The organism is Nocardiopsis sp. LOL_012 (genome assembly GCF_048060475.1).
Taxonomy (GTDB): domain Bacteria; phylum Actinomycetota; class Actinomycetes; order Streptosporangiales; family Streptosporangiaceae; genus Nocardiopsis.
Window position 1 is genome coordinate 129694 of record NZ_JBHMIV010000001.1, and the last position, 20021, is coordinate 149714.

The 20021-nt window shown below is 72.6% G+C and carries 14 protein-coding genes; 4 read left to right on the top strand and 10 right to left on the bottom strand.

The genetic code is table 11. The annotated features are described in order from the left end of the window. The first annotated feature begins 2 nt into the window (after window positions 1-2). Window positions 3-818 (top strand): diaminopimelate epimerase, encoded by an 816-nt coding sequence (gene dapF, locus ACFHWE_RS00545; RefSeq protein ID WP_416598531.1) that lies wholly within the window; start codon window positions 3-5, stop codon window positions 816-818. Window positions 819-824: 6 nt separating this feature from the next. Here the strand turns inward: dapF and ACFHWE_RS00550 are convergent, their stop codons facing one another. The 5 genes from ACFHWE_RS00550 to aceB all read right to left on the bottom strand — a co-directional run bounded on the left by ACFHWE_RS00550 (window position 825) and on the right by aceB (window position 7992). Continuing rightward, window positions 825-2888, bottom strand: a complete 2064-nt coding sequence (locus tag ACFHWE_RS00550; RefSeq protein ID WP_416598532.1) for a hypothetical protein — start codon at window positions 2886-2888, stop codon at window positions 825-827. Between the two features lie 72 nt (window positions 2889-2960). Continuing rightward, window positions 2961-3254, bottom strand: a complete 294-nt coding sequence (locus ACFHWE_RS00555) for a lactococcin 972 family bacteriocin (protein ID WP_416598533.1) — start codon at window positions 3252-3254, stop codon at window positions 2961-2963. A gap of 293 nt (window positions 3255-3547) precedes the next feature. Next, entirely contained in the window at window positions 3548-4762 is a 1215-nt protein-coding gene (locus ACFHWE_RS00560) for an FAD-binding oxidoreductase (protein ID WP_416598686.1), read from the bottom strand. A 49-nt stretch (window positions 4763-4811) separates the two neighbouring features. Continuing rightward, window positions 4812-6272 (bottom strand): FAD-binding oxidoreductase, encoded by a 1461-nt coding sequence (locus ACFHWE_RS00565; protein ID WP_416598534.1) that lies wholly within the window; start codon window positions 6270-6272, stop codon window positions 4812-4814. A gap of 115 nt (window positions 6273-6387) precedes the next feature. Then, entirely contained in the window at window positions 6388-7992 is a 1605-nt protein-coding gene (gene aceB / locus ACFHWE_RS00570) for a malate synthase A (protein WP_416598535.1), read from the bottom strand. A 312-nt stretch (window positions 7993-8304) separates the two neighbouring features. On the opposite strand from aceB, the gene hflX reads away from it, so the two are divergent. Further along, window positions 8305-9855 (top strand): GTPase HflX, encoded by a 1551-nt coding sequence (hflX, locus tag ACFHWE_RS00575; protein WP_416598536.1) that lies wholly within the window; start codon window positions 8305-8307, stop codon window positions 9853-9855. A 352-nt stretch (window positions 9856-10207) separates the two neighbouring features. After that, window positions 10208-11416: an amidohydrolase family protein gene (locus tag ACFHWE_RS00580; RefSeq protein WP_416598537.1), complete on the top strand. Its 1209-nt coding sequence runs from the start codon at window positions 10208-10210 to the stop codon at window positions 11414-11416. Between the two features lie 389 nt (window positions 11417-11805). Here ACFHWE_RS00580 and holA read toward each other — a convergent pair whose 3' ends face one another. From holA to ACFHWE_RS00605, 5 genes are all read right to left on the bottom strand, one after another. Then, window positions 11806-12771, bottom strand: coding sequence for a DNA polymerase III subunit delta (gene holA, locus ACFHWE_RS00585; RefSeq protein ID WP_416598538.1), 966 nt, complete (start codon window positions 12769-12771; stop codon window positions 11806-11808). Between the two features lie 47 nt (window positions 12772-12818). Beyond that, the gene (locus ACFHWE_RS00590; RefSeq protein ID WP_416598539.1) at window positions 12819-15143 is read right to left on the bottom strand and encodes a ComEC/Rec2 family competence protein; all 2325 of its coding nucleotides are present in this window, start codon (window positions 15141-15143) and stop codon (window positions 12819-12821) included. Between the two features lie 3 nt (window positions 15144-15146). Beyond that, window positions 15147-16067, bottom strand: a complete 921-nt coding sequence (locus ACFHWE_RS00595) for a helix-hairpin-helix domain-containing protein (protein ID WP_416598540.1) — start codon at window positions 16065-16067, stop codon at window positions 15147-15149. A gap of 279 nt (window positions 16068-16346) precedes the next feature. Continuing rightward, the gene (gene rpsT / locus ACFHWE_RS00600; protein ID WP_416598541.1) at window positions 16347-16619 is read right to left on the bottom strand and encodes a 30S ribosomal protein S20; all 273 of its coding nucleotides are present in this window, start codon (window positions 16617-16619) and stop codon (window positions 16347-16349) included. 304 nt (window positions 16620-16923) lie between these two features. Beyond that, window positions 16924-17898: a hypothetical protein gene (locus tag ACFHWE_RS00605; protein WP_416598542.1), complete on the bottom strand. Its 975-nt coding sequence runs from the start codon at window positions 17896-17898 to the stop codon at window positions 16924-16926. 249 nt (window positions 17899-18147) lie between these two features. Here ACFHWE_RS00605 and lepA point away from each other — a divergent pair, with 249 nt between their 5' ends. Next, on the top strand, window positions 18148-20001 hold the full coding sequence (gene lepA / locus ACFHWE_RS00610) for a translation elongation factor 4 (RefSeq protein ID WP_416598543.1): 1854 nt from the start codon (window positions 18148-18150) through the stop codon (window positions 19999-20001). The last annotated feature ends 20 nt before the right edge of the window (window positions 20002-20021 follow it).

The following is a 20021-nucleotide window of genomic DNA, read 5'->3' on the forward strand; positions in this document are numbered from 1 at the left end:
GCATGCGATTCGCCAAGGGCCACGGCACAGAGAACGACTTCGTGATCCTCCCCGACCCCGACGGGGAGCTCGACCTCACGGAGGGGGCCGTCCGCCTGTTGTGCGACCGCCGCGCGGGCATCGGCGGCGACGGCGTCCTACGGGTGGTGCGTACCCGCGCCCTGGGCGAGGAGCTGCCCCCGGCGGCGCGCTCCGCCGAGGGGACGGAGTGGTTCATGGACTACCGCAACGCCGACGGCTCCGTCGCCGAGATGTGCGGCAACGGCGCGCGGGTCTTCGCCCGATACCTGCTGCACGCCGGACTCGTCTCGGGGGGCCGGTTCGGGATCGGGACCCGGGACGGCGCCAAGGAGGTCCGGATCGCCGACGACGGCGGCGTCACCCTCGACATGGGCCGGGTGCGCAGGGGCGGGTCCTCCTCGGCGAAGCTGGCGCGGCAGGCGGTGCACGGCGTCCGGGTGTCCGTGGGCAACCCGCACCTGGCCTGCGAGGTCGAGGGCCCCGTGGCGGGGGTCGACCTCACCGCCGCGCCGGAGCTCGACGCCGAGGCCTTCCCCGAGGGCGCCAACGTGGAGGTCTACACCCAGGCCGGTCCGGGAGTGCTGGACATGCGCGTGTACGAGCGAGGCTCGGGCGAGACGCGCTCGTGCGGCACCGGGATCGTGGCGGCGGCCGCGGCGGCCACCCCCGAGGGCGAGGGCGCCACGTGGCGGGTGCGCGTACCCGGCGGCGAGTGCACCGTGTTCCTGGACGCCGACGGTGCCCGGCTGCACGGCCCGGCCGTCCTCGTCGCCGAGGGGGAGACGTCCCTGGTGTGAGGCCCCTCAGGACTGGGAGGCCCCCTCGCGGACGATCCGGCGGTGGAACACGGTGAGCGCGCCGAGGGTGAGAGCCAGACCCGCCGCCGTGATCCCCAGGGCGTGGAGGGGTTCGAGTCCGCTCGTGGGGATGTACGCGGGCAGGGGCAGCACCGTGGGGTCCCGCAGCGCCCGGAGCGTGCTCGCCGTGGTCCAAGCGGCCCAGCCGACGAAGCCGAGGGCGATCGCCGCCTCCAGGGCCAGGAACCACCGGTGGACGGCGGCGAAGGACCACCCGCTGATGTGCCGGGTGAAGATGCCCTGGGCGCGTGTCCGGACATGGATCACGCACGCGGCGACACCGGTCAGCAGCAGCACGGCGATGGCCGCGACCAGGTTGAACGCCTCCGTGCGCAGCGTGGTCAGGGTGGCGGCGTGGTCGGCGACCGCGCGGCTCTCGACGGTGGGCACCGTGTTGATGTACTCGGCCGTCGCCGGGTCCCGCCGGGCCCGCTCGACGATGCCCGGGTCGGGGAACAGGAGCGCGGCGCGGCTCGCGGCGCCGACGTAACTGGTATCGGACAGGACCGCGCCGTTGGGCAGTACGAGGACCACCGGGTCGTGGAGCAGGGGCGGTGACGTGCCGGGGGCCGGGGGCCTGGACCCGTAGGTGAACACGGACTGTCCGTCGGCCAGGGGGAGCGCCTCGACCTCGATGCCCTCTCCGCCGGAGAGCGCCCCGACCCACGCGGGCGCCGCTGAGGCGATGTCCTCGCTGAACCCGGAGTGGCGCTCCGGGACCAGGGCGCGGACCGGACCGCCGGAGGGGGCGGCGCCGTAGCGTTCGCCGGAGGGGGAGAGGAGTTCCTCCGCCTCCAGGTAGGTGTCGTTGACCACGAGCAGGTCGAAGCCGGGGCGGTCGCTGCCCAACGGCAGGACCGACTCGGGTGGGACCTGGTCGGAGAGGATGAGGCCGCCGTCGGAGTCCACCCGCCGCAGCCAGGGGCCGAGCCGTTCGTCCATGGTGCCGTGCTCGTCGAGGCTGACGCTGCCGTTGACGGTGACGAAGGAGGTGTCCTCCGTTCGCGCGAACAGTTCCAGGCCGGCCTGTTGTTCCCGTACCGTCGCCGTGTGGTGGACGACGGCTCCGAGGACCCCCAGGACCAGGAGGAGGACGGGAACCCGCACCAGGTAGACGGCGGTGTTGACGGTCCGGACCGGGATGCGCCCCTTGAGGGCGGGCAGGACGGCGGTGAGGTGGACGGCGCCGAGCGTGGCGGCGTGGGTCGCCAGGGCTGCGGCGAGCAGGGGGATGAGCAGGGTCGCCGTGGTGAGGGCGTAGGAGTCGAGTTGGTTCCAGCCGTTGTAGAGGCCGAGCACGACCAGTACGGCCGTTGCCGCGGCGGGGAGCGCCACGGCCCACAACCGTGCGATCCGGACCAGGTCGCGCATGAGGATGCGGGCGTAGGAGCGTCCCTGGAGGCGCTGGACCGCGTAGTCCCTGGAGTCGAGGAGGACGCCGACGGAGGCCGAGGTGACCACCACGAGCAGTGCGGCGGCCAGGGTGTTGGACAGCGCGCCGCCGGTCAGGAGGAACCACTGGTCGGACTCGGTGGCACCGGGTGCCTGGGAGAGTCCGTGTTCGGCCAGGGCCTCTTCGAGGGCCCGTTCGCTCTCCGGTGGCCCGAAGAGGGTGTAGTAGCCCCGCGGGGAGGTACCGGTGTACTCCTCCAGGGGGTGGACGCTCAGCTCCATGGTACGGCCGAAGGTCGGGAAGCCGTCGGTGAGCCAGTCGGCCCTGGGGGAGTCCGGGGCGCCCAAGGCGAGGTACATGTGCCAGAGCGTGTCGGGTTCGTCCACGTCGGGGAAGGTGTAGCCGATCGCGGCGCCCTGTTCGGCGGCGACCCGTGTGAGGGTGGGGGCGACGTCGGCGGCCTCGGTGCCGCGGGGGTTCTCGGTGATCCACACGACGTCGGAGTGCTCGCCCGCGGTGGGCATCCGGAGTTCGGAGCCGGACAGGACGAGTGCGGAGATGAGGGCGGCGAGCAGGAGGAGGGCGACGTGGGCGAAGGCGGTGGTCCGGTGGGGCATGGTGTCCATGGTGGGGGAGGGGTGGCCCGTCGGCACGGCGTTGGGCCGACGGGGCCGGAACGGGAAGAGGCCTCAGCACAGGTTCCAGTAGGCCTCGTTACCGCCCCACCAGCGCGGGGGCGCGTAGGCCTGGGCGGTGTACCCGGGAAGCGTTGAGGGGGTCCGGTCGGTGTAGGTGCCGACCGCCGTCGCGCCGTGGCAGCGGGTGGAGTGGTGGTAGACGGAGTAGACGGTGGTCTCGGTGACACCGTGTGACCAGGTGCCGCCGCCGACGTAGGAGGTGGCGGCCGACGCGATCCCCGCGGCTCCGAGGCCGACGCCCGCTCCGATCAACAGGGTCACGGCGGCTTTCTTCAGAAGTTTCATGTGTCCCCTTCGAGGTGTCCGCCTTTGTGCGTTTTTGTCCCATGGCGGAACCCGAGGGAAGAATATACTTGCATGTGCATTTTTTCAATGGACTAAGTGGACCATTGTCCTGTGAATGGTCTGGGAAAAGGGTATCCTGTGTCCCATATGTGGAGGGTGTAGGACGTTGATCCTGGTCATGGTGCTGGGCATATTTCGGTCAGTCGTTAATTAGAAAAGAGCATATTTCAGAGATGGCGAAAGTCCTTTTCCTGGCGTGACGGTGGAAGAAGGGGGGTGGTGGGTGTCCGGGGTCAGATGCCGCCGGTGAAACGCCCCGGAGCGAGCCGGTGTCCTGGATCGAGGGAGTCCTTGACCGCGCGCATCAGTGGCAGGCCCGGCACCGTCCCCCACAGGTCGATCCCGGCCCCGTGCACGTCGGGTTCGGCGCGCAGCACCGTCGCCGACCACTCCGGCAGGGACCGCGCACGTGCCAGGACCTCACCGACCGCGGTGGCGCCGGTCCCCGGGGCGAAGGCCGCGTAGAGCGCGCCGCTGGCAGCCGACCCCCGGACGCGCACATCCGCGCCGACGGTCCGTGCCGACTCGCACGTCCGCGCGGCCGCCGCCACCGAACCGGCCGGGGGACCCGACAGGAACACCAGGGTGCCCCGTTCGGGGACCAGCCCCCACCCCTCCGGCAGCCGCTCGGCGACCTCGCCGCCGCCCAGCGCCGCCAGGGTCTCGGCGACGCGCGCGTCCATCCCCTCGGCCGTTCCCTCCAGGACCACGGCCAGGTACGCCCGGCCCCGCGAGGTCCGGTCCAGCACCACGGCGGAGGGCACGATCGTGAGTGCGCGCAGCGCGGCCGCCATCCGCTCCCCGCGCGCGGCCGAGGGAACCGGTGCGGTGACCGTTCGCAGGGCGGGCGGGGCGGGGTGCGTCCGGAAGGTGACCGACGCCACCAGCCCCAGGGTGCCCAGGGCCCCGGTGTGCAGCTTCGCCAGGTCGTACCCGGCCACGTTCTTGACCACCCGGCCGCCGGTGCGCGCCACCACCCCGTCCGCGCGCACCACGGTCATCCCGATCACCAGGTCCCGGAGGGCGCCGTGGAGGAGGCGTCGCGGGCCGCACACCCCGGTGGCGACCATGCCGCCCACCGTGCCGCCCGCGCGCACCGGGTCGACGGACAGCTTCTGTCCGGCCCCGGCCAGCACGTCCACGAGTTCGGACACGGGTGTCCCCGCCCCGACCGTCACCACGAGGTCCTCGGCGGTGTGCTCGATCCCCCTCAGGCCGACGGTCTCCACCAGCAGGTCCGCCGAGCGCGGCGGAGCACCCCAGTCCAGGGCGGTCCCCCCGCCCCGGAACACCGAGGCCGCACCGTGCCGGTCGGTCGCGGTCAGGACCCGGGCGGCGGCAGCGGTGTCGGCAGGACGCACCACCAGGGCGGGGACGACCCCGCCCACGGCGTCCTCCGGGCCGCCCAGGCGGACAGGGGCCCCCGATTCGGCCAGGGCCGTGCGCAGGGAGCCCTCGACGGGGGCGGGGTGATCGGGCCGCACGCGGATCCTCCGGTCAGAACTGGGTCGCCCGGCCGGACCCCACCAGCGGGTGCACGCCCCTGCGGACCCCCGGCCGTTCGCCGCACAGGCGCGGCGTGGGCAGGAGCTTGTCCGGGTTGGCGATGCCCCGCGGGTCGAACGCCCGCCGGAACCGGTCGAAGGTGTCGAGGTCGTCGGGGGAGTACATGCGCGGCATGGAGCACGCCTTGTCCGTGCCCACCCCGTGCTCGCCGGTGATCGAGCCGCCGTGGGCCACGCACAGGTCCAGAATGGCCGCGGACACCTCCTCGGCGCGGCGGTAGCCGTCGGGGTCGGCGTCGTCGAACATCACCAGCGGGTGCAGGTTGCCGTCCCCGGCGTGGAAGACGTTGGCCACGGGGACCCCGGTCTCGGCGGACAGGTCGGCGATCGCGCGCAGCACCCGGGGCAGGACCGTGCGCGGGACGACTCCGTCCTGGACGATGTAGGCGGGGCTCATCGCGCCGACCGCGTCGAAGGCCGCCTTGCGCCCCGCCCAGATCCGGGCACGCCCGTCGTCGGCGGCGGTGCGGGTGGCACGGGCAGCGTGCTCCGCGCACAGGTCCCGCACCCGGGCCAGGTGCGCGTCCACGTCCGGGGCGGGGCCGTCCAGTTCGACGATGAGCACGGCGGCGGCGTCGGTGGGATAGTCGGTGTCCATCAGCGCGTTGACCGCCTCGATGGACAGGGCGTCCATCATCTCGATGGCCGAGGGCAGCAGCCCCGAGGAGACGATGGCGCTCACCGCGGCGCCTCCGGCGTCGAGGGAGTCGAAGGCGGCCAGCAGGGTCACGGTCTTCTCCGGCAGTCGGGTGAGGCCGATGGTGACCTGGGTGACGACGCCGAGCGTGCCCTCGGAGCCGACGATAGCGCGGATCAGGTCGTAGCCGGGGGCGTCGGGGGCCTTGCCGCCGAGGCGGACGGTCTCGCCTCCGGGCAGCACCAGTTCCAGGCCGCGTACGTGGGTGGCGGTGAACCCGTACTTGAGGCAGTGCGCCCCGCCGGAGTTCTCGGCCACGTTGCCGCCCACCGAGCAGACCGCCTGGCTGGACGGGTCGGGCGCGTAGTAGTACCCGTGTGGCGCCGCGGCGGTGGTGACATCGAGGTTGGGGACGCCGGGTTCGACGACGGCGCACTCGTTGTCGGGGTCGATCTCGATGACGCGGCGCATCCGCGCCGTGCTCAGCAGCACGCCCTCGCGGTGGGGGAGGGCCCCGCCGCTCAGGCCGGTCCCGGCGCCCCGGGGGACGAAGGGCACGCCGTGCTCGGAGCACAGGGCCAGGACGGCGGAGACCTGTTCGGCGGTGGTCGGCAGAACGACCACGCCGGGCAGCGAGCGCCGGTGGGTGATGCCGTCGTGGTCGAAGTCGCGGCGCTCCCCGTCCCCGGTGAGGACCGCGTCGTCGCCGCAGGCCTCCCGCAGCAGGGGGATGAGCCTGGTCAGGGCCTCGGACATGGCGCCTCCCCGGGGCTTTGTCGTCTCGGCCGCCCCTCGCTTGCAACGTACGCCGGTGCTCGCGGCGGGGCAAGGAGGGCGCGGGGCCGCCCCCGTGGGGCGGCCCCGGCGCCTGCTACGGCATGCGCTCGTAGGCGGGCAGGGTGAGGAAGTCGGCGTAGTCGTCGGCGAGGGCGACCTCGGCGAACAGTTCGCCGGCCTGCTGGTAGAGGCCCTCGTCGAAGGCCTCCCCCAGGCTCTGGCGGATGGCGGCCATCTCCTCGTCGATGATCTGCTTGACGAGGTCGGCGGTGACCTTGGGGCCGTCGTCGAGCGTGACGTCGTTGTGCAGCCACTGCCAGATCTGGGAGCGGGAGATCTCCGCGGTGGCGGCGTCCTCCATCAGGTTGTGGATGGCCACCGCGCCGGTGCCGCCCATCCACGTCGCCAGGTACTGGAGGGCGACGTTGATGTTGCCGCGCAGGCCGGCCAGCGTGACGCCGCCCTCGGTCTTGTCGACGGCCAGCAGGTCGGTGGCGGAGACCTCGACGTCCGGGCGCTGCTTGTCGATCTGGTTGGGGCGCTCGCCCAGGACGCCGTCGAAGATCTCCCGGCAGACGGGGACCAGGTCGGGGTGGGCCACCCAGGAGCCGTCGAAGCCGTCGCCGGACTCGCGGGACTTGTCGTCGCGCACCTTGGCGAAGGCGTTCTTGTTGACCTCCTCGTCCTTGCGTGAGGGGATGAAGGCGGCCATGCCGCCGATGGCGTGGGCGCCGCGCTTGTGGCAGGTCTTGACCAGCAGCTCGGTGTAGGCGCGCATCATCGGGGCGGTCATGGTGACGGCGTTGCGCTCGGGCAGCAGGAAGCGGCGGCCGCGGGTGCGGTGGGTCTTGATGATGCTGAAGAGGTAGTCCCAGCGGCCCGCGTTGAGGCCGGCGGAGTGCTCGCGCAGCTCGTAGAGGATCTCCTCCATCTCGAAGGCGGCCGGGATGGTCTCGATCAGGCAGGTGGCGCGGATGGTGCCGCGCTCGATCCCCAGGCGCTCCTGGGCGAGGACGAAGACGTCGTTCCACAGGCGGGCTTCGAGGTGGCTCTGCATCTTGGGCAGGTAGAAGTAGGGGCCCTTGCCCTTGGCGAGCTGGCGCTGGGCGCAGTGGAAGAAGTACAGGGCGAAGTCGACGATGCCGCCGCTGGTGCGCTGGCCGTCGACCAGGATGTGCTTCTCGTCCAGGTGCCAGCCGCGCGGGCGCACGATCATGGTGGCGAGTTCGGAGTCCTCCTTGAGGGCGTAGCTCTTGCCCTGGGGGGAGGTGAAGTCGATCGTGCGGTCCAGGGCGTCGCGCAGGTTGAGCTGCCCCTGGATCATGTTCTCCCACAGTGGGGTGTTGGCGTCCTCGAAGTCGGCCAGCCAGATCTTCGCGCCGGAGTTGAGCGCGTTGATGGTCATCTTGCGGTCGGTGGGGCCGGTGATCTCGACCCGGCGGTCCTCGATGCCCGGGGCGGGCGCGGCGACCTTCCAGCTCGTGTCCTGGCGGATGTGCTTGGTCTCGGGGAGGAAGTCGAGGTCCTCGCCGGCCGAGATCCGCTCCTGGCGCTCCTTGCGGGCGGCCAGCAGCTCCTGGCGGCGCTCCTCGAAGGCGCGGTGCAGCTCGGCGACGAGGGCGAGGGCGTCGTCGGTGAGGATTTCGTCGAAGCGGTCGTGCAGCGGGCCCGTGATCTCGACCCCTGGCGTGGCACCCATGTCAAACCTTCCGCAATACGAAATAAGCTTCTATTATGTGGAAAAGATACTCTCTTGCTGGGGGGCGGTCAACGTGAATCGCGTGGTGGGCGGTGGGTTAAATTTCCCTCATGTAAATATTTTCGAATATTCTCTTGATGTGTTTTCCCGTTCGTGAGTATCCCATCGCCTGTGGGGGAACCCGGCCCCGCGCGCCGGGCGCGCACCGGCCGGGATAATGACGTGCCAGGACCGCTCCGAGGTGGGAACATCGATCCATCGGCCCCGGGAAGATCCGCGGCGGCCGGGACGTTGACCCACCTGGAGGGATATGTGAGTACTGCTGATACCCGCGGAAGAGCCCGCACCGGAGACGGAACCGACACATCCACCGGTGAGGACGTGTTCCGCGAGGCGATCACCGCCGAGGGGACGTCCGACGAGCCCGGCCCCGGCCGACGGGAGGCCCCGGACGACGGCCGGGGCGCCGGGCCGGAGAGCACACCCGACCGGGGTGAGATGGAGCTGGCCGAGCGCCACGCCCTGCGCCGTGTCCAGGGGCTGTCGACCGAACTCACCGACGTCACCGAGGTCGAGTACCGGCAGTTGCGCCTGGAGCGTGTCGTCCTCATCGGCGTCTGGACCCGCGGGACCCAGGCCGAGGCCGACAACTCGCTCACCGAGCTCGCGGCGCTCGCCGAGACCGCCGGGGCACTCGTCCTGGAAGGCCTCACCCAGCGCCGCCCCAAGCCGGACCCGGCCACCTACATCGGCAAGGGCAAGGCAGCCGAGCTGCACGACATCGTCGCCGCCACCGGAGCCGACACCGTCATCTGCGACGGAGAGCTCACCCCCGGCCAGTTGATCCAGCTCGAAGACGTGGTCAAGGTCAAGGTCATCGACCGGACCGCCCTCATCCTGGACATCTTCGCCCAGCACGCCCGCAGCAGCGAGGGCAAAGCCCAGGTCGAACTCGCCCAGCTCAACTACCTCCTGCCGCGGCTGCGCGGCTGGGGCCACTCGCTGTCCCGGCAGGCGGGCGGCGCCGGCGGAGGCGGGGGCAACGGAGGCGTCGGCCTGCGCGGCCCCGGTGAGACCAAGATCGAGACCGACCGCCGCCGCATCAACGACAAGATCGCCAAGCTGCGCCGACGGCTCTCCCACATGCGCACGGCCCGCGACGTCAAGCGCGACGTGCGGCGTACCCGCGAGGTGCCCTCGGTGGTGATAGCCGGGTACACCAACGCAGGGAAGTCCAGCCTGCTCAACCGGCTGACCGGCGCCGGGGTGCTCGTGGAGAACGCCCTGTTCGCCACCCTGGACCCCACGGTCCGCCACGCGCGCACACCCGACGGCCGCAAGTTCACGCTCAGCGACACCGTCGGGTTCGTCCGGCACCTGCCGCACCAACTGGTGGAGGCGTTCCGCTCCACGCTGGAGGAGGCCTCCGACGCCGACCTCATCCTGCACGTGGTCGACGGCTCCCACCCGGATCCCGAGGAGCAGATCCGGGCGGTCCACGAGGTGTTCGCCGAGATCGAGGCGGGCGACGTGCCCGAGCTCATCGTGGTCAACAAGGTCGACTCCGCCGCGCCCGACGTGCTCAAGGCACTACGGACCCGCTACCCCGACGTCGTCGAGGTCTCCGCCCGTACCGGGGAGGGGATCCCGGCCCTGGTGGACCGGCTCGCCGGCGCACTGCCTGAACTGGCACGCGAGGTCCGCGCCCTCGTGCCGTACTCGCGCGGCGACCTCGTCACCCGGGTCTACGAGGAGGGGCGCATCCTCAGCGAGGAGCACACCGGTGAGGGGACCCGGATGCACGCCTTCGTCCCCGAGATGCTCGCCGCGAAGCTGGAGGAGTACACGCTCAGCACCGCCTGACGCGCACCCGTGGCCGGGAGCGGCCGACACCCGCCAAGGGGTCGGCCGCTCCGTCGCGTTCCGGGGCGGCCCTGCCCGCTGATCGCGAACCGATAGTGAGGGAAACCCGTATTGGTCCGCAGGGGAGGTGTACACGGGGTCGGCGGATGGACTACGGTTTTCGCAAGCACACCGGCCGTCAACGGCCGCCGTCCTCCGACGGCCTGCATTCCCCCGCAGACACGGCCCCGCGGCGCCGCAGTCCCGCCCGGCTCCGTCTGATCGCCCCAGATACGAGGTCGCCATGTCCGCCCGTGTACCCCATGACCGAGCAACCGGTCCGCACCGGCGGGCCTGACGGGCGGGCACGCCTATGGCACTGGTACTGCTCACCAACATCGGCCGACTGTGGACCGGCACCGAGATGCTGACCCAGGCGGCGCTCCTGATCAACGGTGACCGCGTGGCCTGGGCCGGCCCGTCCGCGGAACTGCCCCACCGGATCCCCGGCGTGTTCGAGGACGTCACCGACATCGACGAACTCGTCAACATCGGCGGCGGACTCGTCACCCCCGGCCTGATCGACGCCCACTGCCACCCGGTCTACGCCGGGGACCGGTACGCCGAGGTCAACATGTGGGCCAAGGGCGCCTCCAAGGGCGACATCTTCGCGGCGGGCGGTGGCGTGTCCACCACCGTCACCATCACCCGCGGAACCGATCCCTGGACACTGTGCAACGCGGTCCGAGAACGCCTCCGCCACTGGGTGATCACCGGCACCACCACCGTGGAGGCCAAGACCGGCTACCACCTCACCCGCGACGGCGAACTCGCCGACGTGCGGCTGCTGCGCTCCCTGGAGGAGGAGCCCGGCATGCCCCGCCTGCACGTCACCTTCTTCCCAGCCCACGGCGTGCCACCCGAGTTCTTCGGCCGCCCCAGGGACTACGTCGCCACCGCCGCCTCCTGGGTACACGATGCCGCCGTCGTCGGTGCCGACGGAGTGGACGTGTACTGCGACAACCAGCAGTTCACCACCGAGGACGCCCGGATGCTGCTGAGCGCCGGCCAGTCCGCAGGGCTGCGCACCACCCTGCACGCCTGCTCGCGCCCCCGGCACGGCGCCGTGCGGATGGCAGCCGAACTGGGCTGCTCGTCGGTGGACCTGCTACACGAGACCGACGAGGAGGACATCCTCGCGCTCGCCACCACCAGAACGCCCGTGGTGGCCTGCCCCACCACGTCCCTGCACGAGCGGCGCACCCCGCCCGTACGCACCCTGCTCGACCACTCCGTGCCCGTCGGCCTGGGCACCGACCACAACCCAGGCCAGTCCGGGACCACGTCGATGCCGCTGGTCATCTCCCTGGCCGTGTCCATGTTCGCCATGACCGTCCAGGAAGCGCTGGGAGCCGCCACCTCCGGCGGCGCACGGGCCCTCGGCCTGCGCGACCGCGGGGTGCTGGCCCCCGGCGCCCTCGCCGACCTCGTGCAGTGGGACGCCGACCACGAGGGCGCGTTCGCGTGGTCGATGGGGCTGAACACCCTGCGCGTGTGGCAGGGCGGCCAGACCATCCACTAGCTGGGTTTCTTGGCCCCTCACAAGTTCGGACGGTGCTCGGGCGCCCAGGAGGCCGGCGTCTTCGTCGTCGCTACCCCCCCTTGCTCGTTCCTCGCTGCGGGGGAGACTCCTCCTGCAGACACCGGCGGCGCCCTCGCCCTGCTTCCGGCCGTGGCCTGTCGGCCGGACGCTCCCGCCCGTCACCCACCACCACCCTCAATCGACGCCTGGCGGCGCGGTTCTTGCCTGCTCGTCACCCACCACCACCCTCAATCGACGCCTGGCGGCGCGGTTCTTGCCTGCCCGTCACCCACCACCACCCTCAACGGACGGCTTCCGGCCGCAGGCCTCTCCCTCACCATCACCTGTCGGTCGGACGGGCGCGTTGGGGCCCTGCCCAGCGGCAAGGGCTATCCGCGGACGCCGCGGGCGCGGGCGATCTCGATGACCGCGCGCTCCAGCGCGTACTCGGGGTCGCGCCCGGCACCCTTGATCAGCGCGTCGGTCTCGGCCACCACACCCATCGCCCGGGCGAGCCCGGCGGGGCTCCAGCCCCGAGCCTGCTGCCGCAGGCTGCGCATCTTCCACGGCGGTATCCTCAACTGCTTGGCCAGGTCCGCCTCACCGATGCCCTTCGGGGGCCGACCCGCCGCGGCGACCCCCCGCACCGCACCGGCGAGCGCGCTGTTGATCAGCACCGGGGCGGTCCCCACCGCCAGGGACCAGCGCAACTGTTCGAGCGCCTCGGCGATCCTGCCCTCGATCGCGTGGTCCGCGACGGAGAACCCCGACGCCTCGGCCTTCCCCGAGTGGTAGCGGGCCACGGCCGCGGCGTCCACCCGCCCCTCGGTGTCGGCGACCAACTGGGTGCAGGCCGCAGCGATCTCCCGAAGGTCGGTCCCCACCGCGTCCACCAGCGCCTGCGCGGCGTCCGCGGTGATCTGCCGACCCGCGCCGGAGAACTCCCCCCTGACGAACGCCACCCGTTCGGGGCCCTTCGTCGGCCCCTTGCAGTCCACCCGCCGCGCACCCGCCTTCTGCGCGGCCTGGAGCAGCACCTTGCCCTTGGCCCCGCCCGCGTGCGCGATGACCATGTGCACGTCGTCGGCCGGAGCCTTCAGGTAGTCGACGACGGTCGCCGCCAGGTCCTTGACCAGGTCCTGAGCCGAACGCAGCACCACCACGCGCCGGTCGCCGAACAGCGAGGGCGAGGTGGCCTCGACCAGAGTGGACGGCCCCACCTGGGCGGGCATGAGGTCGTGGACGTCCACGTCGGGGTCGGACCCGCGGACCTCCGCGACGGCCGCCGCCACGGCGCGGTCGACGAGGAGCTCCTCGGTGCCGACGATGAGGGTGACGAGAGCGGGTGCAGGCATAACCCGAGGATGCCATGTCCCACCGACCGGCGGGGCGCGGTCGGCGCTCACCGGCCGGGAGAGGGACCCCGGGCCACAGCCCGGACCGCCCCGCCTCCGTGGACCACCGCCACGTCCCCGTCGCGGTCGGTGCGCAGGTTGACCCGCCCGATCCGCTCCAGCAGCCGCCACGTGTGCGGGGCCGGGTGGCCGTGCCGGTTGCCGACGCCCACCGAGGTGGCCGTCACCGCGGGCGCGGTCGCCTCCAGGAAGGCCGGGTCCTGCGTTCCCGCACCGTGGTGCGGAACGGCCAGGACGGTCACCGGCAGCAGGCCGGAGTCCGCTCCGGCGAGCAGCCGCCCCTGCGCGTCCTCCTCCACGTCCCCGGTCAGCAGGACCGACAGCGCTCCGCGGTCCGCCCGCACCACCAGGGACCGATCGTTGACCGAACCGGTGTAGGCGGGCGGCGGCCACAGCACCCGCAGCCGCCACGCGCCCGCACTCAGGGCCTGGCCGCGCCCGGCCTCCACCAGCTCCACTCCGGCCCGTACCAGGTCCCGGCCGGTGGGCGTGGCGGCGAACCCCGGCGGGGCCAGGGCCGGGCCGACCCGGCGGTGCCGCAGTACGCCCGCCACCCCGTCCACGTGGTCGGCGTGGTCGTGGCTGAGCACCAGCAGCGGAACCTCCCGCACCCCGAGGCGGTCCAGGCAGCCGTCGACCGCCTCGGGCTCCTCCCCGGTGTCGTACACCACGGCCGCACCGGGACCCGCCGACAGCACGAACGCGCTGCCCTGCCCCACGTCGCAGGCGGCGAAGGCCCACCGCGGCGGCGGCCATCCGTCCGGGACGCACCGGACGGCCGTGGCAGCGAGCAGCACCACCGCCACGGCCGCCGCCAGCCAGAGACGGACCCGGCCGCGCGCGACGACGAGGACAAGCAGAAGGGCGGCCAGCAGGAGGGCGCCCGTGGCGTCGGCCCGCCACGGCACCGCGCCGTGCGGCACCAGGGCCCCCGTGTGCGCCACCTGGGCGAGCCATGCCACCCCCCACCCGGGCGGATACGCCGCCACCGCCGCCCCGGTCGGCCAGAACCAGGCCAGGGCCGTGACGCCGAATCCGGCCACGGTGACCAGGGCCACGACCGGGGCGGCCAGGACGTTGGCGGGGACCGCCACCCACGACACCTCGCCCGAGAGCAGCACCAGTACGGGCGCGACCGCCACCTGTGCCGCCACCGCCACCGCCAGCGCCTCGGCCACCGCCACGGGCATGCGTCGGGCCCAGGCCGCCGACCAGGAGGGCACCAGCAGCAGGATGCCGCCGGTGGCCAGCACCGACAGGGCGAAACCGAAGGAGGCCGCCAGTCCCGGCGCGACGAACAGCACCCCGATCACGGTGGCGCCCAGCGCGCCCAGGGCCGCGTGCGGACGCCCGGCGGCCAGGGCCAGCAGCCCCAGCGACCCCATGAACGCGGCGCGGATCACACTCGGCTCTGGGCGGCACACCAGGACGAACAGCCAGATCATCAGCGCGCCGCCCGCCACCGCGCACCACGTGGGGGCACCGGTCCAGCGCGCCAGCCCCAGGACCAGCCCCGTCAAAACGGCGAGATTGGCCCCGGACACGGTCAAGAGGTGGGTCATCCCGGTCGCCCGGAAGTCCTCGGTGGTCCCCTCCGGCACCTCCGACACGTCGCCCACCACCAGGGCGGGCAAGAGGCCGCGCTCGGGCTGGGGGAGCCCTGAAGCGGCCTCCCGCAGGCCGGAGCGCACCCGTTCGGCGAAGGTCTGGAGCCCGCTGGGAGGACCGGTCTCCCGGGGCGGCCCGCGGACCAGGACGAGCGCCGAGGTCAGCGGGTCGTCCTCGGCGGGCAGGAAGACGCCCCGGGCCCGGAACGACTGCCCGGGCAGCAGCGCCCGCCACCCCTCGCCCGAGGCCAGGAGCACGACCTCAGCGTGGGCGGCGTGCGTTCGGCCGTCCTCCCGGACCCGGGAGGTCCGCGCCCGCAGCACCCACTCCGCCCGGCCGGGGCGCGCTGTCCCGGCCCGGGCCCGTGCGGTCTCCACCACCTCCGCCTGGAACTCCGCCGTCCGCTCCTGCGCGGCGGCCCGTGCCGTGACGCCGCCGGTCGCCCGGTGTACGTGCACACCCGCCACGGCGGCCACCGTGGCGGAGCACACCAGCACCGCCGCGACGGTGAGGGCGAGGTGCCCGCGCGTGTACAGCAGCGCCGCCGCGCCGCACCCGGCGGCGGCCGCGAACACCCACGCGGCCCACGGCTGGACCTGTACGGCCCCCAGTGCCGTGAGCCAGGTCGCCACGGCCGGAACCAGCAGTCTCAGGTCGCGCGGCCGGTCCAGTCCGAGGGCGTCCGTGCCGAGCCAGGCGGTCACCGCTCACCCCGCCGTGATGTGGGGGCGCAGGGTCTCCAGGGTCCGCTCCCCGATGCCGCTCACACCGGTCAGCGCGTCGACGCTGGGGAAGGGGCCGTGGGCCTCCCGGTGGGCGACGATCTCCCGGGCGATGACCTCGCCGATCCTGGGCAGTGTCTGCAGGGTTCCCGCGTCGGCGAGGTTGATGTCCACCGGCGGCCCCGCACCGGCGGTCCCGGCCTCGACGCCCGGAACGCCCACCAGGATCCGTTCGCCGTCGGCCAGCGGCCGGGCGAGGTTGACGGTGTCGGTGTCGGCCTCGGGCAGCGCGCCGCCGGCGGCCTCCACGGCGTCGGCCACCCGGGAGCCGGGCTCCAGGGTGTACAGGCCCGGATCGGCGACCTCCCCGCCCACATGGACCACGAGATCCTCCTCCGGCGCGGCTCCGCTGCCGTCGCCGGCGCCCGTCCCGGCCTCGCTCGGCACCGGCGAACCCTGGGCCACCACTTGCGCGGCCACCGGCTCGGGCCCCTCGCGCAGGGCCATCAGGGCGGCTCCCGCGGCGAGCAGCCCCAGGACGGCCAGGACGAGGACGGACCGCCTGCTCAGGGTGGCGTGGGCCGACCAGCGCCGGGAGATCCGCTCAAGGAGCGGCGGGTCCGGGGTGAACTCCTCGTACCCCGAGGGCGGGCGTTCCGGGGCACTGTCCCCGGGTCCGCCCCGGTCCGTGGCGGCGGACCGCCCCGGACGGTCCGCGTCCTCGGAGAGCGGCTCGCCGGATGGTGCGGCCACCGCGTACGGGGCCTCCGGCAGCGGCGGGAGGCCCTCCGGCCCCGGCGGTGCGGGACCGGACGGCGGTGGGGAAGGGCTCGGTGCGAGGGCGCGCAGCCGCTCGCACGGGTCGGGTGCCGAGGGGTGGCGCCGCGCGCGGCGCTGAAGGCTCATGACCACCACGGTAGGAAGACGCGTACACCGTGTCAGCACCCGGTTTCGATCTGTGGATAACTCCGGCCCGGTCCCGCGACGCCGGGCGGCCCCGTCCGGAGGATCCGCCCCGGCGGCCGGAACCGGCTGCTCCGGCCGCGACCCGGCCGGGCGCTCACCGCTCCGGACCGTGCCCGGAGCCGAGCACCCCGCGGTCAGGCGTGGGGGCCCCGCCCCGTGGAACACGAAAGGCCCGGTCCGGCGTGGAGCACGCCGGACCGGGCCGCACCGGTCCGTCCGTCAGGAGGCGGACTGGAGCTGGTGCAGGCGCTTGGCGATCGCGCTCTTGCGGTTCGCGGCCTGGTTCTTGTGGATGACGCCCTTGCTGTGCGCCTTGTCCAGTGCGCGAGCGGCGGTGCGCTGCGCGACGACGGCCTGCTCCACGTTCCCGGACTCGGCGGCCTCGCGGAACCTGCGGATGGCGGTCTTCAGCGAAGAGCGCACCGCCTGGTTCCGGACACGGGCCTTCTCGTTCTGCCGAATGCGCTTCTTCTGCGACTTGATGTTCGCCATGCGAAAACGTGCTCCAGTTGATCTTGGTCATCGCGCCGGCCGGACAGGCGGCCCCGCCCGCGGGCAGCCGTTCCGCGGGCGGCCGGCATGGACGCCGGCGCAGGGTGTGTGAGCAAGGGCTCAGATTCGAACGTGGACAGTCCGAGACACGGACTCCCAGTATGCCGCACCCGCCGGACCACTTCGTGCAACCGCTCCGGGCCACTGCGGTCACGGCACAGGGCGGCGGGCTCCGTGCCAGTGCGGCTCGTCCGCCCGGCCCTCGCAGCGGTCTCCAGGGCCTGCTCGTCCTCCCACCGGCGATCTACGGGGAGAGCCACTCCGAGGTGTAGGCCGCCAGGTCGTCGTCGCGGGTCTCGTCCGCGAGGTAGAGCGCCACCCCCAGGACCATCCCCTCCGGGGGCTCGGCACGCGTCAGCCCCAGACGGACACCGGACAGCGCGGTCTCCAGGGACTCGGAGGCGGCGCCGGGCCCCCACCGGCCGCTCCTGTAGGCGGGCAGGCCGAAGCGCACGGCGACCCCCTCCCGGTGGGCGAGCGCCGACACCCCCTCGGTCGCCTGGCGTACCATGAACCCCTCGTACAGCAGGCCCATCGGCATCCCCGAGTCCACGCCCGGCAGCACGACCTCGTCCGCGTGCCCGGTCACCCGGTCCAGGTACCCCTTGGACCAGTACTTCTCCTCGCGGCCGAACACGAACGACGGCACGCGCGCACCGGGCACCAGTTCGACGTGCTGGGCCTGTACCGACAGCACCGCCTCCTCGCCCAGCCCCTCGTCCACCATGCCCACCAGTTCGGGAAGGGACGGATCGTTGACCGTCACCGGCCTGATCTCCAGGTGCAGCCCGTCGAACCCGTCCGCGGCGACCGCGGGCGCCTCCGAGGCCAGTACCTCACGGGCGTCGGCGTCGAACCGGTCCCGCAGCAGCGACGAACCCGTCACCTGGTGCCGCAGCCACGCCAGCGCCCGCACGTCCGGGTATCCCCGCGCCAGCCACGACAGTAGGGCTCCGGTGTCGGGCACCCGTTCGACGGATCCGTCGGCGGCGATGTCCCCGGCGTGCACGTACACCGTGTCCACACCACCGGTGTCCAGAACCGCCGCCAGTGGGCCGGTGTCCTCCCACGAGCCCACCCACGCCGCGTCCGACCCCTGCGACACCGCCCACTCGGCGGGCCGCCCCGCGGCCTGGAAGCCCAGGAGCGCCCCCGCCCCCACCAGCACGGCCACGACCGCCGCCACCCCGGCCAGCACCCGGGTCATCAGCCACTTCAACGGACGGTTCCCCCCTCGGACGAGCACACGGGGGTCCGCCGCGCTCCCGAGGCACGCCGCCGCCCGCGCGTCGCATAGCCTGGAGCCGGTCCCGGACCCGCGCCCCATACTGTCGCACGCGCCGCGGCCGTCCACGGAGAGGGCGCCGTCCCGGCCGTGGGATGATGGACGCTGCCGTCGGCCCGAGCCGCGGCGGGGCGGGGCCGAGAACCCGCCCGCAACCCGGACCCGAAACCTGAACGGAGCACGGTGGCACAGTCGAAGCAGCCGAACTGGACCGATCCCGCGCTGATCCGCAACTTCTGCATCATCGCGCACATCGACCATGGCAAGTCGACGCTGGCCGACCGGATGCTCCAGATCACCGGTGTCGTCGAGGACCGCCAGATGCGCGCCCAGTACCTGGACCGCATGGACATCGAGCGCGAGCGCGGCATCACCATCAAGTCGCAGGCGGTGCGCATCCCCTTCACCGCCCTGGACGACAGCACCTACACGCTCGACCTCATCGACACCCCTGGCCACGTCGACTTCACCTACGAGGTGTCGCGCTCCCTGGCCGCGTGCGAGGGCGCGATCCTGCTGGTGGACGCCGCGCAGGGCATCGAGGCGCAGACCCTCGCCAACCTGTACATGGCGCTGGAGAACGACCTCACCATCATCCCGGTGCTCAACAAGATCGACCTCCCGGCGGCCCAGCCGGAGAAGTACGCCGAGGAGCTCGCCGGCATCATCGGCTGTGAGCCCTCCGACGTGCTCAAGGTCAGCGCCAAGACCGGTGAGGGCGTGGAGGACCTGCTCAACGAGATCGTCGTGCGCATCCCGGCCCCGGTCGGCGACGCCGATGCCCCGGCGCGCGCCATGATCTTCGACTCGGTCTACGACACCTACCGCGGCGTGGTCACCTACGTGCGCGTGGTGGACGGCCGCCTCGGGCCGCGCGAGCGCATCCAGATGATGTCGACCCGGGCCTCCCACGAGATCCTGGAGATCGGGGTCAGCTCGCCCGAGCCCAAGAAGTGCGACGGCCTGGGCGTGGGCGAGGTCGGCTACATCATCACCGGGGTCAAGGACGTGCGCCAGTCCAAGGTGGGTGACACCATCACCGCCCTGAACCGGCCCGCCGAAACCATGCTCGCCGGGTACCACGACCCCATGCCGATGGTCTTCTCCGGCCTGTACCCGATCGACGGCACCGACTACCCCGTGCTGCGCGACGCGCTGGAGAAGCTCCAGCTCAACGACGCCTCCCTCGCGTTCGAACCGGAGACCTCCGCGGCCCTGGGCTTCGGCTTCCGCTGCGGCTTCCTCGGCCTGCTCCACCTGGAGATCACCCGGGCCCGCCTGGAGCGTGAGTTCAACCTCGACCTCATCTCCACCGCGCCCAACGTCATCTACCAGGTGCGGATGGAGGACGGCACCGAGCACGTGGTGACCAACCCCAGCGAGTTCCCCGCGGGCAAGATCGACGCGATCCACGAGCCCATGGTCAAGGCGACACTGCTCAGCCCCGCCGACTACATCGGGCAGATCATGGAGCTGTGCCAGGACCGCCGCGGTGAGCTCCACGGCATGGACTACCTGTCCGAGGACCGTGTGGAGATGCGCTACACGCTGCCCATGGCCGAGATCGTGTTCGACTTCTTCGACGCCCTCAAGTCCCGCACCAAGGGCTACGCCTCCCTGGACTACGAGCCCACCGGCGAGCAGGAGGCCGACCTGGTCAAGGTGGACATCCTCCTCCAGGGCGAGGCCGTGGACGCCTTCTCGGCGATCGTCCACAAGGAGAAGGCCTACGCCTACGGCGTGGAGATGACCAAGAAGCTGCGCGAGCTCATCCCCCGCCAGCAGTTCGAGGTCCCGATCCAGGCCGCCATCGGTGCCCGCGTGATCGCGCGCGAGAACATCCGCGCCATCCGCAAGGACGTGCTCTCCAAGTGCTACGGCGGTGACATCAGCCGTAAGCGCAAGCTGCTGGAGAAGCAGAAGGAGGGCAAGAAGCGCATGAAGATGGTGGGCCGAGTGGAGGTCCCCCAGGAGGCCTTCATCTCGGCGCTGTCCACCGACGGGGGCGGCGACGACAAGGACAAGAAGAAGAAGTAGCCGCACGGCTGAGGGGCGTC